Genomic DNA, 13195 nt, shown 5'->3' on the forward strand with positions numbered 1-13195 from the left:
CGTCGAATGCAGGCTATGTCTTTGTGAATGCATGCACAAAGATGGTGTCCGATTTGCCCGCCCAACGTGACCGGGGTCACGCGCCTCCGGCGCACACGTATGGAACCGGCGCACACGCGCCCTCGTTCCTCCATTGTTGGGGGCAAAGCCGCACACTCTCCTCTACGTTCCCCGCCCCCGAGGCCGAACCGCCCTCGATCCTAAGTGACTTTCCGGCGCACTAGCAGTGCCCGGTCCAGCCACGGTTCGGTCACGCGGGTCCGTCACTTCGCGAGGGCCTTTCGCAGCCGGCCCTCGTCCACGCGCCAGAACGTGTGCTGTGCGCCGTCCACGAGCACCACGGGGATCTGCTCCCAGTAGGCGCGATGCAGTTCCTCGTCCTGCGTGATGTCCTTCTTCTCCCAGGACACGCCGAGCTCCCCGCAGACCTTCTCCACAACGACCTGCGCGTCGTCGCACAGATGACAGTCGGGCTTCCCGATCAGCGTGACCAGCCGCTCGCGCGGCACCTTCTTCTCCGTACGGCGGTCTGTGCGCCGAAAGATGGGACTCATACCGGCCATTCTCACCCCGTGGTCACACCCCGTCGCGGGCGAGCTGTGACACATACGGCTCTGTGACGTGGGCGCGACCGGTCACGAACGGCCCGCGGCCGTAACGGCACGGTCGCGGAGAGTTCACATCATTCAAACCTGCGGACTCCGGAAGTGCCGAACAGACTGGCTATGCTCACGCCATGGCCGCTCTCGGATGGCTCACTCCCCGTAGGCGCTCCGCCACCGCGCGGAGCGTGTTGGCAGGCGAGGCCTCGGCGGAGGCAGCGCGCAAGTCCTCCCAGGAACTGGAGGAGCTCGCGCACGAAGCCACGCCCGAAACCGCCGAGGAGGAACCGGAGTTCCCGGTCCTCGGCGACGACAAGGCCGCCGCCTTCTTCGACCTCGACAACACCGTGATGCAGGGCGCCGCGCTGTTCCACTTCGGCCGCGGCCTCTACAAACGGAAGTTCTTCGAGACCCGCGACCTCTACCGGTTCGCCTGGCAGCAGGCCTGGTTCCGGCTGGCCGGCGTCGAGGACCCCGAGCACATGCAGGACGCGCGCGACTCCGCGCTGTCCATCGTGAAGGGCCACCGCGTCTCCGAGCTGATGTCGATCGGCGAGGAGATCTACGACGAGTACATGGCCGAGCGCATCTGGCCCGGCACCCGCGCCCTGGCCGAGGCCCACCTCGACGCGGGCCAGAAGGTGTGGCTCGTCACGGCCGCCCCGGTCGAGATCGCCACGGTGATCGCCCGCCGCCTGGGCCTGACCGGCGCGCTCGGCACGGTCGCCGAGTCGGTCGAGGGCGTCTACACCGGCAAGCTCGTCGGCGAACCCCTGCACGGCCCCGCCAAGGCGGAGGCGGTACGCGCCCTGGCGGCGGCGGAGGGCCTGGACCTCGGCCGCTGCGCCGCGTACAGCGACTCCCACAACGACATCCCGATGCTCTCGCTCGTCGGGCACCCGTACGCGATCAACCCGGACGCCAAGCTCCGCAAGCACGCCCGCACCCTCGACTGGCGCCTGCGCGACTACCGCACGGGCCGCAAGGCGGCGAAGGTCGGCATCCCCGCGGCGGCCGGCGTCGGCGCCGTGGCGGGCGGCACGGCGGCCGCGATCGCCCTGCACCGTCGCCGCCGCTGACACCCTCCGGGACGGATCAGACGTACGAACACGCGGGCAATTCCCGTCTCCTGCCCCCGCAGCGCCCCCGCCAGTCCCGTTAACGGCACCCGGCCACAACACGCCCCGGGCTCGGACCGAACGCGACCCGATCCGGTCAACAACCGGTCACCGTGCGGTACTTGATCAGGCGTCGATGCGTAACAGAAGAGACGTAATCGGCGATTTGAGCAACTGGGTGTAGCGCTGCCTGTACGAAGCGTTATTCTCCTCAGACGCATGACGGACCTCACACGTCGCTACGACGGGTGAATGTTCCGGTACTGCACGTGATGGAAGCTCTGCCTCTGGGAGTCCCGTGTACCCACACGTCGGGGTTGACGCCTCGGGCCTGGCTACGCTCCGCGCAACGGTCCTCGACCACCTGCGCGGTTTCGTCCCCACCGCGTACGCCGTCCCCGCCCTCGCTGTCTCCGCCGCGCCCGTCGGCCCGTGCTATGCACTGGCCGACGGCAGCGCGGCGGTGGGCAGACGGGGCCGCTCGAGCGCGTCGGCCACCACCACCGCTCGCCGCCCGGCCGCGGACAGTGACAGCGCCCGGATGATGGACCTCGTGGAGCGCGCCCAGGCCGGCGAGGCCGAAGCCTTCGGGCGCCTGTACGACCAGTACAGCGACACCGTGTACCGCTACATCTACTACCGCGTGGGGGGCAAGGCGACCGCGGAGGACCTCACGAGCGAGACCTTTCTGCGCGCCCTGCGCCGCATCGGCACCTTCACCTGGCAGGGCCGCGACTTCGGCGCCTGGCTGGTCACGATCGCCCGCAACCTCGTCGCCGACCACTTCAAGTCGAGCCGCTTCCGCCTGGAAGTGACCACCGGCGAGATGCTCGACGCCAACGAGGTCGAGCGCTCCCCCGAGGACTCCGTCCTGGAGTCCCTCTCGAACGCGGCGCTCCTGGACGCCGTGCGCCGCCTCAACCCGCAGCAGCAGGAGTGCGTGACCCTGCGCTTCCTCCAGGGTCTCTCGGTCGCCGAGACCGCCCGCGTGATGGGCAAGAACGAGGGCGCCATCAAGACCCTCCAGTACCGGGCCGTGCGCACCCTGGCCCGGCTCCTGCCCGACGACGCCCGCTGAGAACCCGTACAGAATCCTCACTGATCCCGTACGTCCCCCTACCCTCAGCGACGCTCAACTCACCCTCCGTTGCCGCCCGTTGGCTCCGTGGTCCGATCATCCGTCGTCCGTAACCCAAGTGCCGAGCCGCTCGTTGTGCGGGATACAGGCTCCCTGTGGTCACACCCGGCCGTCTCCGATCACTCGATCGTGTGGATCTGGTCAGGGAGTGCAACCCTCAGGACCCCCTGGGGAGTCGACCGTCATGACGAGAGGAGGTGCCGCCAGTGATCGCGAACGTATCGGCACACCGGCGGGCGAACGCCTTCGCCCAGGCCCTGGAGGAGCAGTCCGACCGGGGCACGGCGGCCGAGCAGTCCGAAGGGCCGGCCCCGGCCGCTGCGGACGAGTCCGAGCGGAACCGGATGCTGTCCCTGGCGACCGGCCTCGGCGAGCTGCCCAAGCCGGCGCTTGACCCCGAGGTCAAGGTCGTCCAGCGGGCCCAGCTGGTGGCCGCGATGGAGGCCATGCTGCTGGAGGGCACGGCCGCGGGGGGCGAGGCGGTGGACCCTGCTGTCCCCGGGCAGAGATCCCAAGGAGGACGGGGCGCTCATCGGGCGACCAGCCTTGGGAAGTTGCGGCAGCGTCTCCCGAGGGGCCGGCTCTCCAAGGGGCTTGCCGCGGGTGGACTGACCGTCGGTGTGGCCGCGGGCGCCTTCAGTGGCGTCGCCGCCGCCAGTTCCGACGCCCTGCCCGGCGACTCGCTCTACGGACTCAAGCGCGGCATGGAGGACCTCAAGCGGGGCATGGCCGACGACGACAGTGACCGCGGTCGGCTCTACCTCGACCAGGCCTCCACCCGGCTGAGCGAGGCGCGGCGGCTGGTGGAGCGCGACCGCTCCGGCGCTCTCGACCACGAGTCCATGGGCGAGATCCGCCGCGCGCTGTCCGGCATGCGGCACGACGCGGCGGAAGGCCACCGCCTGCTGCACCAGGCGTACGAGCGGGACGGATCGCTGGGCCCCATCCAGACCCTGTCCGCCTTCTCCCGGTCGCACCGCGACGCCTGGGGCGCGCTGCGCGACCGGCTGCCCGTGCAGCTCGGCGACGTCAGCCAGCAGGTCAGCTCGGTCTTCGACGCCATAGACGAAGAGGTCGATCCGCTGCGCTCGCTGCTGCCGCAGCCTCCCTCGCGGGAGGGCACGAGCCGACAGCCGGACTCCGGCAAGGCATCCCCCGGCTCCTCCGACACGGACCGCCCGGCCGCCCCCAGCGCCACCCGCGGCTCCCCCGACGGCGACCGCTCCAGCAGCGGCCACCCGAAGCCGTCCACCTCGGACACCAAGGACGACGGCCTGCTCGGCGGCAACACGGGCGGCCTCCTGGACCCGCCCAAGGACGCCACCAGCACCGCCCCGTCCGACAAGACCACCCCACCGACCCAGCCCGACGTCACGGTCCCACCCCTGCTCCCGGGACTCCTCCCGGACCTGGGCATCGAGAACGAGGGCACGGATTAGTTTCCGCTTTCCGCTGATACGTCGGTGGGGGCGCCCCTTGCGCAAGGGGCGCCCCCACCGACGTATGCAGGCTCCTTCGGCAGCCGTCAGACCACCCCGGTCGTGCCGCTCAGAAGAACACCGACCTGCGCTGCACCAACAACTTGTACAGCGTGTGCTGGATCTGTTCCCTGACCTGGTCCGTCAAGTTGAACATCAGCATCGGGTCCTCGGCGGCCTCCGGCGGGTAGCCGTCCGTCGGGATCGGCTCGCCGAACTGGATGGTCCACTTCGTGGGGAGGGGGACCGCGCCCAGCGGGCCGAGCCACGGGAACGTCGGGGTGATCGGGAAGTACGGGAAACCCAGCAGGCGCGCGAGCGTCTTGGCGTTGCCGATCATCGGGTAGATCTCCTCCGCTCCGACGATCGAGCAGGGGATGATCGGCGTGCCCTGCCGCAGAGCCGTGGACACGAAGCCGCCGCGGCCGAAGCGCTGGAGCTTGTAGCGGTCGCCGAACGGCTTGCCGATGCCCTTGAAGCCCTCCGGCATCACACCGACCAGCTCGCCGCGCTCCAGAAGCCGTTCGGCGTCCTCCGCGCACGCGAGCGTGTGACCGGCCTTGCGGGCCAGCTCGTTGACCACCGGCAGCATGAACACCAGGTCGGCGGCGAGGAGGCGGAGATGGCGGCCGTCGGGGTGGTTGTCGTGGACCGCGACCTGCATCATCAGCCCGTCCAGCGGCAGCGTCCCCGAGTGGTTGGAGACGATCAGCGCCCCGCCCTCGGACGGGATGTTCTCGACGCCCTTCACCTCGACGCGGAAGTACTTCTCATAGACCGGCCGCAGCATCGACATCAGGACCTGGTCGGTGAGCTCCTGGTCGTAACCGAAGTCGTCGACCTCGTAGTCACCCGTCAACCGCCGCCGCAGGAAGGCCAGACCACCGGCGATCCGCCGGTCCCAGCCACCGCCCTGCCTCTCCGGCGAGGGTGCCGGCTCCTCACGCGTCACCGGAACATCATCCTGCAGAATCGTTCGGCCAGGCAGGGGCTGGACCTCACGAACCACTGTGGGCTCGCCCTTCAACCGGCTCCCCGCGCCCCGGCGCCGCGGCTGCCGATGCGCGGCGCTCCCACGGGACCGGTCGTCGTCGAACGGAATGACCTTGGCATCCGCCATCGTTGATGCGCTCCTCAGTTGGCGCTCTGCGTCGGGGGGTGGCCACCGCTCAGGAGGGGCAGCGCGGCGATCCGGTCGACGGCCCCCGCAAGGGCCTCCGGCGGCAGGAGTCCGGGACCGCGGCTGCGCGCGAAGTCCGCGAAGGTCTCCACGGTCGTGTACTTCGGCCGATAACCCAGCGTCTCGCGCATCTGCTTGGTCGCCACGACCCGGCCATGGGTGAGCAGCCGCAGCTGCTCGGGCGAAAAGTCCGTCATACCCAGCGTACGCACTGCCGTGCCCACCCAGCTGACCGCGGGCAGCAGCAGCGGCACCGTGGGTCGGCCGAGCCTCCGCGCGCACTGCGAGAGCAGCAGCACGCCGTCGCCGGCGATGTTGAACGTCCCGCTGTTGAGCGTCCCGCGCTCCGGCTCGTGCGAGGCGATGCGCAGCACCTCGATCACGTCGTCCTCGTGGACGAACTGCAGCCGCGGATCGTAGCCGAGCACGGTCGGCAGCACGGGCAGCGAGAAGTACGAGGCCAGCGGCGAGTCCGCACTCGGTCCGAGGATGTTCGCGAACCGCAGCACGCACACGGCGACATCGGGCCTGCGCCGCGCGAAACCGCGTACGTACCCCTCGACCTCCACCGTGTCCTTCGCGAAGCCGCCACTGGGCAGCGACTTGGGCGGCGTCGTCTCCGTGAACACGGCCGGATCGCGCGGGGCCGACCCGTACACGTTCGTACTGGACTTCACGGCCAGCCGCTTGACCGTCGGGGACTTCTGGCAGGCGCCCAGCAGCTGCATGGTGCCGATGACGTTGGTCTCCTTGACCGAGGTCCGGCTGCCGCTGCCCAGTGGAGTGCCCGTCACGTCCATGTGCACGACCGTGTCGACGGAGTACTCGGCGAGCAGGCGGGCGATCGTGGGCTGCCTTATGTCGGCCCGTACGAAATCGGCTCCGCCCAGGTGGTGCTCGGGAGGAACCGCGTCCACGGCGACCACCCGGTCCACCTCGGGGTCACGCTGGATCCGTCGTACGAACCGGCCCCCAAGCTGTCGGGCCACTCCGGTCACGAGCACGACCTTCCCCAAGATCAGCGCCTTCCTTCCAGACCTGCGACGACATCCTGCTCGTACTCTGCACCCTGCTCGTGCTGTGCCGCGTTCCCCGTGAAGGCCCACGTTAGCGGGTCGATGTTGCGCTGTGATGACCACTCGATGCATGAAGTCACGACGGACCCGGCGTACGACCAGACCAAGCCAACTGCCGGACAGGCGTACGCACGGGTACCCCTCTCGCGGCGCTTTGACCGGGTTCCTGACCGGGTCTTGACCAGGTATGGCTGTGGCCCCCCACCGACTGGTGGGGGGCCACAGAGCGCCTGCCTGTCGCAGCACCCGCAACACCGTAGGCGTGGCCGTGGGGTATGTCCGCCGGGAAGGGTTCACGACCCGGCGGGTTCACAGCCCTACGACCTGCCGCCTACTTCTTGTTGCGACGCTGAACGCGCGTGCGCTTGAGCAGCTTGCGGTGCTTCTTCTTCGCCATCCGCTTGCGCCGCTTCTTAATAACAGAGCCCACGACTACCCTCGCTCACTTCTCGGACAACCCCCGCGACAGCGGGGACAATCACTCGGTGCGGGGCTGCATTGGGGCCCACACGACCTACGGGGGGCCAGCCTACCCCGACAGAGCTCCGAGCTTGTAATCGAGGTAACCCTGAGGAAATCCGGGGGCGGCCTGAGAGCCGTCCCCGGCGTCCTCCGGGGTTGCCGTCAGGCAGTTTCCACCCCCACGTAAGACTCGCGAAGGTACTCGTGAACCGCTTGCTCCGGGACTCGGAAGGACCTTCCGACCCGGATCGCGGGCAGATGACCGCTGTGCACCAAGCGGTACACGGTCATCTTCGACACTCGCATCACCGAGGCGACTTCCGCCACGGTAAGGAACTGAACCTCGTTCAGAGGCCTCTCGCCAGCAGCCATGACACACCTGAACCTTCCGCACTCGACGGTCACCGGCTTCCCCTTCCGGTGACACTTCGTCGCTGCGTGCTCACTCCCCAATGTAGGGGCGGGTGATGCGAGTGGGGAAGAGGGGGAGGCATCGGCCGCCTACTGTGACAGACACGCTCGATTGAGTACATAGCGAGTAAGCGGTCGGTAGTAATCGGACCGCACAGCGTCATCAAGCGGAACGGCGACGGACACCCGCCCCTCGGCCTCTCCGACGAACAGCGCGGGATCGTCCGTATCCCCGAGACCGATGGTCTCGAACCCCAGCTGACCTGCCCCGCAGACCCAGCCGTGGTCTCCGATCACCAGTCCCGGGAGGGGCCCGCCGGCCTCCGCCGCGGCGGCCAGGGCGACCCGAATCGGGAGCGGAGAATGCGAGTGTGCGCCGGGCTCACAACCGGTGGTCCGGGCGCCCGGTTCGCGCACCAGCGCGACACCTTGTACGTAGTCAAGGTTGTACGTGCGTAGGCCGAACCGGGTCGTTATGTCGACAGAGCTACCCTTCGCGGGAGTGAGCACGGCACATCCCGCCGCCGACAGGGCGTCCGCGAGAGCGGCGTAGAAACCGAGCAGACGGTGCGGGTGGCCGGTACCCAGGAGCACCGCGGAACGGTTACGGGCCGCCACCTGGAGACGCTCCGCGAAGGCATCAAGTGCCGCCAACGTCCGCTCAGGATCGATCACATCGTGGCCTGATGTGTGCCATGGGTCGGCTGAAACCCCGCATTTGTCCGCCATCAAAGCGATCAAATCCGGCTGTTTCCACGTCCATTCAGGGTCAAGCCCGATCATCACGCGGGGATCGCGGGCCGCGAAGAGACGATAGCTCCGCAGACTCTCCTCACGCGAGGTCGCCACAGGCCCGGCCAACCGGGCGGCCAGCAGATGCGCACGCAACGCTCCAGCACTCAACACGCCAGCGATGCTGGCGCATTTGCCACTGGCTCACGCCCAAAACCGCGGAAAGGCCGCACGGTCGGCCTAACGCCCGGTTGTCGCTGTCGCTGTCACCGGCGCTGTCACTGGTGTACCGCCGGGGGCCTGGCCGAAAGAACCCCTACGCCAGCAACCCCCGCAACGGAAACACAGCCCGCCGAGCCGCAACGATCGCCTGGTCAAGCCGGTCGGCCGGATCGTACCCGTCCTCCCACGACTTCCAGGCCACGGGCCACCGCCCATCAGTCATCCGCACCGGCGCCAACTGCCGCGTACGAGCGAAGACTTCCTGCCGCCACCCCTCAGGAATCACCGCATCCGGCGCGATCTCCCGCCCAGCGGCAATGGCAACAAGATGCGTCCACGACCGAGGCACAACATCCACCACGGCGTACCCGCCCCCACCGAGAGCGACCCACCGCCCCTCGGCGTACTCATGCGCCAGCTCATGACAGGCAACCTGCACAGCCCGCTGCGCATCCAGCGAAACCGCCAGATGCGCGAGCGGATCCTCGAAGTGCGTATCGGCCCCGTGCTGAGTCACCAGCGCCTGCGGCCGAAAGTCCGCGATCAGCTCCGGCACGACGGAGTGAAAGGCCCGCAGCCACCCGGCGTCCCCGGTCCCGGCCGGCAAGGCTACGTTCACGGCCGAGCCCTCCGCGCTGTCCGCCCCGGTCTCCTCCGGCCACCCGGTCTGCGGGAACAATGTCCGAGGGTGCTCGTGCAACGAGATCGTCAGCACCCGCGGATCCTCCCAGAACGCGGCCTGCACACCGTCCCCGTGATGCACGTCCACATCGACGTACGCCACCCGCTCCGCCCCCAGCTCCAGCAACCGGGCGATCGCCAGCGACGCGTCGTTGTAGATGCAGAACCCCGACGCCCCGCCGGGCATCGCGTGGTGCAGCCCGCCCGCGAAGTTCACCGCGTGCAGCGCGTCCCCGCGCCACACCGCCTCGGCCGCCCCCACCGACTGCCCGGCGATCAGGGCGGACACCTCGTGCATTCCGGCGAAGGCGGGATCGTCCATGGTCCCAAGGCCGTACGCCGTGTCCGCCGCCCTCGGCTCCACAGACGCGGCCTTGACGGCCTCGACGTAGTCCTCACGATGCACGAGCCGCAACGTCGACTCCCCGGCCGCCTTCGCCGCGACCACGTCCATCTCGCGGTCGAGCCCGAAGGCATCGACCAGTCGACGGGTCAACGCCAGCCGGACCGGATCCATCGGATGATCCGGACCGAAGTCATATCCCGTTACTGCTTCGTCCCACATCAGCTGTGCGCGGCCGCTCATGCCCGTCACCGTATCGGTCAGGACCCGGAGCGAACGACCGGGCGTACACCAGGGTCACCAGCACCAACACCATCGGCACGAGCATCGCCCACCGATACGACCACGCATCGCCCAGAGCCCCCACGAGGGGAGAACCGATCAAGAACCCCACATAGTTGAAGATATTCAGCCGCGCGATGGCAGCATCCGCAGCACCGGGAAACAGCCGCCCCGCGGCCGCGAAAGTCTGCGGTACGAGCACACACAACCCCAGCCCCAGCAACGTGAACCCGAGCATCCCGACCCACGCGCCCGGCGCCACCGCCACCACCGCGAACCCCACGGCCGCGACCACCGCCCCCAGCCGTACGACCGCCACAGCCCCGAACCGCCGCACCCCGAAGTCCCCGATGGCCCGCCCGAGCAGCGTGGTGACCATGTAGACGTTGTACGGAACGGTCGCCAGCTGCTCCGAACTGCCCAGCACGTCCTGCAGATACTTGGCGCTCCAGTTGGAGACGGTCGAGTCCCCGATGTACGCGAAGGTCATCACCAGACACAGCGGCAACAGCAGCTTGAAGGCGACGGGCTGCCCGGCCGCCTTCGGCCCCTGTTGGTCAGAGGCGCCCTTCTGCTCAGGGCCACCCCCGTCGACGTACCACCGACTCCCGACCAACGCGGCGGGCAGCAGCACCAGGACGACCGGCAGATACGACACGAACAGGTGCAGATCCCAGTGCGCCCCCACCCACGCGAGCGAGGCCCCGACGATCCCGCCCAGGCTGTACACCGCGTGGAAACCGAGCATGATGCTGCGCCCGTACGCGTGCTGCAGGCTCACCCCGAGCATGTTCATGGACGCGTCGAGCGCACCGACGGCCAGCCCGAACGCGGCCAGCGCAAGACCTATCTCCCACAGCGCCTCGCCCGACCCGACGCCGAGCAGCGCGAGCAGCACGACGGGCTGCGACCACCGCAGTACGTGACTGGGCCGCACCCGCTTGACCAGCTGCTCCGTGCAGACGCTGCCGACCCCGGCGAGGACCGGCACGGCGGCGAGGAAGGCCGGCAGCAGGGCGTCGGAGACCCCGTACTGGTCCTGGATCGCGGGGATCCGCGTCACCAGCAGAGCAAAGGCGACCCCCTGAGCGAAGAAGCTGAACGCCAACGAGGCCCGGCCGCGCCGCAGCACATCTGTCATGGCCGCACAGCGTAAGGCCGCGCCTTACTCGTGGGTAGATGAATCGGAAGATGAATGTTGTTCATCTTCAAGAACAGCTTGCAGGAGAGCTTTCAGGAGAGCAGCGCGGGCAACTCCTGCATCTCGCCGAAGAGTCCGGTGGCTCCGGCCAGCCGCTCGGCGGGCGTCATCGCCGTGAACCCGTACACGTCCATGCCCGCCGCGACAGCCGCCCGCACCCCGAGCGGACTGTCCTCGACGACGACACACCTCTCCGGCCGCACCCCCATCCGCTCGGCCGCGTGCAGAAACAGATCCGGCGCCGGCTTCCCCCGCCCCACGTCCTGCGAACTGAAGATCCGCCCGTCGTCGAACCACCGCTCGAGCCCGGTCGCCCGATGCCCCACGCGAATCCGCTCATGACTCCCGGAGGACGCCACGCAGTACGGAACCCCGTCCGCGGCCAGCTTCTCCAGCACCTCCACGGCCCCGGCCACCGGCCCCAACTCCCGCTCGAAGGCAGCGAACACGCGCCCGTGGAAGACATCGTCGAAGTCCTCGGGCAACCGCCGCCCGGTCCGCTCCAGCACAAGATCGTGTACGCGGTGCATGGCGGCGCCCATGTAGTCGCGAAGGGAATCCTCGTACGAGGTGGGGTGCCCGAGCTCGGTGAGATAGGCGGCCAGGAGCTTGTTGGAGATCGGCTCACTGTCCACGAGGACGCCGTCGTTGTCGAAGATGACCAGGTCGTAGCGCATGCCTTGACCCTAGACGGGCCCGTACCGTCCACCCGGAGGACCCCGGGCCGGACGGTACGGACACCGACTCTCTCAGGCTTCTCCTGTCATGCGCCGATCTTCCCGACCCCGACACCGGCCCGTACGAGCGCGGGCACGTTCGCCGCCGGATCCAGCGTGTACGAGTAGAAGGTCCGCGGCTCGGTCACCGTGCCGTTGGTCTCGCACGTCCCCGAGCCGGTGAACTGGTTGTTCCTCTGCACCAGTCGCCCGGGACCTGAGTCGGCATATCCGCTCGCCGAATAGCAGGGGTACGGGACGTTCTCGAAGGAATTCCCCTCGACCACGACACCCGCGTTCATGGTCGACGCGACCGCGTACAACGCGTTGTTCCGGAAGTAGTTGTTGTACACGTGCACCGGCTCACCGAATCGCACCCGCGGATGCCGCTGTTTCGAGCCGTCGAAGAAGTTGTGGTGAATGCTGACCTTGAGCCGGCCGGCGTCCTGGCTGCCATTGCCGTCCGAATGACCGATCAGCATGGTCTTGTCGGTCTTGTTGAACCAGTTCCAGGAGACGGTGACGTACTCGGCAGCCCTGTTGACGTCCAGGGCCCCGTCCACCGGAGCCACGAATTCGTTGTGGTCGATCCAGATGTGGTGCGACTGCTGCCCGACATTGACGGCGTCGTCTTCGGCGTTGGTGAACTTGAGGTTGCGCACGATGACGTTGTACGAGCGGTAGAAGTCCAGCCCACCGCCGTTGATCACGGCCGACGAACCGACGCCGATGATGGTCTTGTTGGGGCGCACGCCCTGTTTGCTGGTGATGTCGATGGTGCCCTGCACCTTGATGACCAGCGGCCCCACGGTGTCGATGTACTCCAGGAACTGCTCGGACGTGGTGGCGGTGACCGTCACACCGCCGGCCCCACCCGTGGTCCCGTTCTGACCGAGCGCGTTGACGGCCGCGAAGCCGGTGGGGGCGGTCTCGGCGAGGGGTGTGGCCGCCGACGCCGACGGTACGTCCGTGGATGCCTCTGCGGATACGTCGGCGGAGGCCTTGGTTCCGGCGAAGCCGAGGGCGGTGAGCAGGAGGATCAGTACAAGCGTGAGGGGTAAGGAGCGCCGAGACACTGGCGAGGACGAGCTCATTGATGGTCCTCCTCGAATAGTCGAAATAGAAAGCGCTTTCCGTGCGGCGAACGAGCCTGAAGGTAACCAGATGTCTTGAGCATGTCAACACCGTGGACACTGTGAACATGAAAAAATCCCCGCGACCAGTATTTCGGTCACGGGGATTTCTCAATATTAGTTCGGCGGTGTCCTACTCTCCCACAGGGTCCCCCCTGCAGTACCATCGGCGCTGTAAGGCTTAGCTTCCGGGTTCGGAATGTAACCGGGCGTTTCCCTCACGCTATGACCACCGAAACACTATGAAACTGTCAACCGGAGCCGTGGCATGGCTACGACGGTTGTTCGTGGTTTCAGAACCAACACAGTGGACGCGAGCAGCTGAGGACAAGCCCTCGGCCTATTAGTACCAGTCACCTCCACCGGTTGCCCGGCTTCCAGATCTGGCCTATCAACCCGGTCGTCTACCGGGGGCCTTAA

The 13195-nt window shown here is 68.1% G+C and carries 13 protein-coding genes and 2 rRNA genes; 3 read left to right on the forward strand and 12 right to left on the reverse strand.

Annotated features, from left to right (window positions below; translation table 11 throughout):
- Positions 1-263: 263 nt before the first annotated feature.
- Entirely contained in the window at positions 264-563 is a 300-nt protein-coding gene (locus G5C60_RS29945) for a glutaredoxin family protein (protein ID WP_165264113.1), read from the reverse strand.
- Between the two features lie 173 nt (positions 564-736).
- On the opposite strand from G5C60_RS29945, the gene G5C60_RS29950 reads away from it, so the two are divergent.
- The 3 genes from G5C60_RS29950 (at position 737) to G5C60_RS29960 (ending at position 4297) form a co-directional block, all read left to right on the forward strand.
- A complete protein-coding gene (locus tag G5C60_RS29950) occupies positions 737-1681 on the forward strand; it encodes an HAD family hydrolase (protein ID WP_165264114.1) in 945 nt (314 codons plus the stop codon).
- A 337-nt stretch (positions 1682-2018) separates the two neighbouring features.
- The gene (locus G5C60_RS29955; RefSeq protein ID WP_165264115.1) at positions 2019-2798 is read left to right on the forward strand and encodes an ECF subfamily RNA polymerase sigma factor, BldN family; all 780 of its coding nucleotides are present in this window, start codon (positions 2019-2021) and stop codon (positions 2796-2798) included.
- A gap of 266 nt (positions 2799-3064) precedes the next feature.
- Positions 3065-4297 (forward strand): DUF5667 domain-containing protein, encoded by a 1233-nt coding sequence (locus G5C60_RS29960; RefSeq protein WP_165264116.1) that lies wholly within the window; start codon positions 3065-3067, stop codon positions 4295-4297.
- Between the two features lie 109 nt (positions 4298-4406).
- On the opposite strand, the gene G5C60_RS29965 is transcribed toward G5C60_RS29960, so the two are convergent.
- The 11 genes from G5C60_RS29965 to G5C60_RS30015 form a co-directional block, all read right to left on the reverse strand.
- Positions 4407-5456: a lysophospholipid acyltransferase family protein gene (locus tag G5C60_RS29965; protein WP_165264117.1), complete on the reverse strand. Its 1050-nt coding sequence runs from the start codon at positions 5454-5456 to the stop codon at positions 4407-4409.
- Between the two features lie 14 nt (positions 5457-5470).
- On the reverse strand, positions 5471-6532 hold the full coding sequence (locus tag G5C60_RS29970) for an NAD-dependent epimerase/dehydratase family protein (protein WP_165264118.1): 1062 nt from the start codon (positions 6530-6532) through the stop codon (positions 5471-5473).
- A gap of 391 nt (positions 6533-6923) precedes the next feature.
- Positions 6924-7022: a 30S ribosomal protein bS22 gene (locus G5C60_RS29975; RefSeq protein ID WP_003948845.1), complete on the reverse strand. Its 99-nt coding sequence runs from the start codon at positions 7020-7022 to the stop codon at positions 6924-6926.
- A gap of 194 nt (positions 7023-7216) precedes the next feature.
- Entirely contained in the window at positions 7217-7426 is a 210-nt protein-coding gene (locus tag G5C60_RS29980) for a helix-turn-helix domain-containing protein (RefSeq protein WP_093781815.1), read from the reverse strand.
- A gap of 129 nt (positions 7427-7555) precedes the next feature.
- Positions 7556-8371 (reverse strand): phosphatase, encoded by an 816-nt coding sequence (locus G5C60_RS29985; protein WP_165264119.1) that lies wholly within the window; start codon positions 8369-8371, stop codon positions 7556-7558.
- Between the two features lie 142 nt (positions 8372-8513).
- Positions 8514-9686 (reverse strand): acetoin utilization protein AcuC, encoded by a 1173-nt coding sequence (locus G5C60_RS29990; protein WP_165264120.1) that lies wholly within the window; start codon positions 9684-9686, stop codon positions 8514-8516.
- A complete protein-coding gene (locus tag G5C60_RS29995; protein WP_165264121.1) occupies positions 9637-10866 on the reverse strand; it encodes an MFS transporter in 1230 nt (409 codons plus the stop codon). The genes G5C60_RS29990 and G5C60_RS29995 overlap by 50 nt, the downstream gene beginning before the upstream one ends.
- A 92-nt stretch (positions 10867-10958) precedes the next feature.
- Positions 10959-11603 carry an HAD family hydrolase gene (locus G5C60_RS30000; protein WP_165264122.1) on the reverse strand — a complete coding sequence of 215 codons (645 nt, stop codon included), beginning with the start codon at positions 11601-11603 and terminating at the stop codon, positions 10959-10961.
- Positions 11604-11689: 86 nt separating this feature from the next.
- Positions 11690-12736, reverse strand: a complete 1047-nt coding sequence (locus G5C60_RS30005; protein WP_165264123.1) for a pectate lyase family protein — start codon at positions 12734-12736, stop codon at positions 11690-11692.
- A gap of 159 nt (positions 12737-12895) precedes the next feature.
- A 5S ribosomal RNA gene (gene rrf, locus G5C60_RS30010) occupies positions 12896-13012 on the reverse strand.
- An 86-nt stretch (positions 13013-13098) separates the two neighbouring features.
- Positions 13099-13195: ribosomal RNA gene (locus G5C60_RS30015) — 23S ribosomal RNA — on the reverse strand; the annotation flags it as partial.

Origin of the sequence: Streptomyces scabichelini (genome assembly GCF_011045015.1) — a bacterium.
Classification (GTDB): domain Bacteria; phylum Actinomycetota; class Actinomycetes; order Streptomycetales; family Streptomycetaceae; genus Streptomyces; species Streptomyces scabichelini.

What these genes read in the sequence shown, in the direction of transcription:
- G5C60_RS30000 (WP_165264122.1), bottom strand. Translation starts at nt 11,603, where the DNA reads ATGCGCTACGACCTGGTCATCTTCGACAACGACGGCGTCCTCGTGGAC.
- G5C60_RS30005 (WP_165264123.1), bottom strand. Translation starts at nt 12,736, where the DNA reads ATGAGCTCGTCCTCGCCAGTGTCTCGGCGCTCCTTACCCCTCACGCTT.
- G5C60_RS29990 (WP_165264120.1), bottom strand. Translation starts at nt 9,686, where the DNA reads ATGAGCGGCCGCGCACAGCTGATGTGGGACGAAGCAGTAACGGGATAT.
- G5C60_RS29995 (WP_165264121.1), bottom strand. Translation starts at nt 10,866, where the DNA reads ATGACAGATGTGCTGCGGCGCGGCCGGGCCTCGTTGGCGTTCAGCTTC.
- G5C60_RS29945 (WP_165264113.1), bottom strand. Translation starts at nt 563, where the DNA reads ATGGCCGGTATGAGTCCCATCTTTCGGCGCACAGACCGCCGTACGGAG.
- G5C60_RS29965 (WP_165264117.1), bottom strand. Translation starts at nt 5,456, where the DNA reads ATGGCGGATGCCAAGGTCATTCCGTTCGACGACGACCGGTCCCGTGGG.
- G5C60_RS29980 (WP_093781815.1), bottom strand. Translation starts at nt 7,426, where the DNA reads ATGGCTGCTGGCGAGAGGCCTCTGAACGAGGTTCAGTTCCTTACCGTG.
- G5C60_RS29950 (WP_165264114.1), top strand. Translation starts at nt 737, where the DNA reads ATGGCCGCTCTCGGATGGCTCACTCCCCGTAGGCGCTCCGCCACCGCG.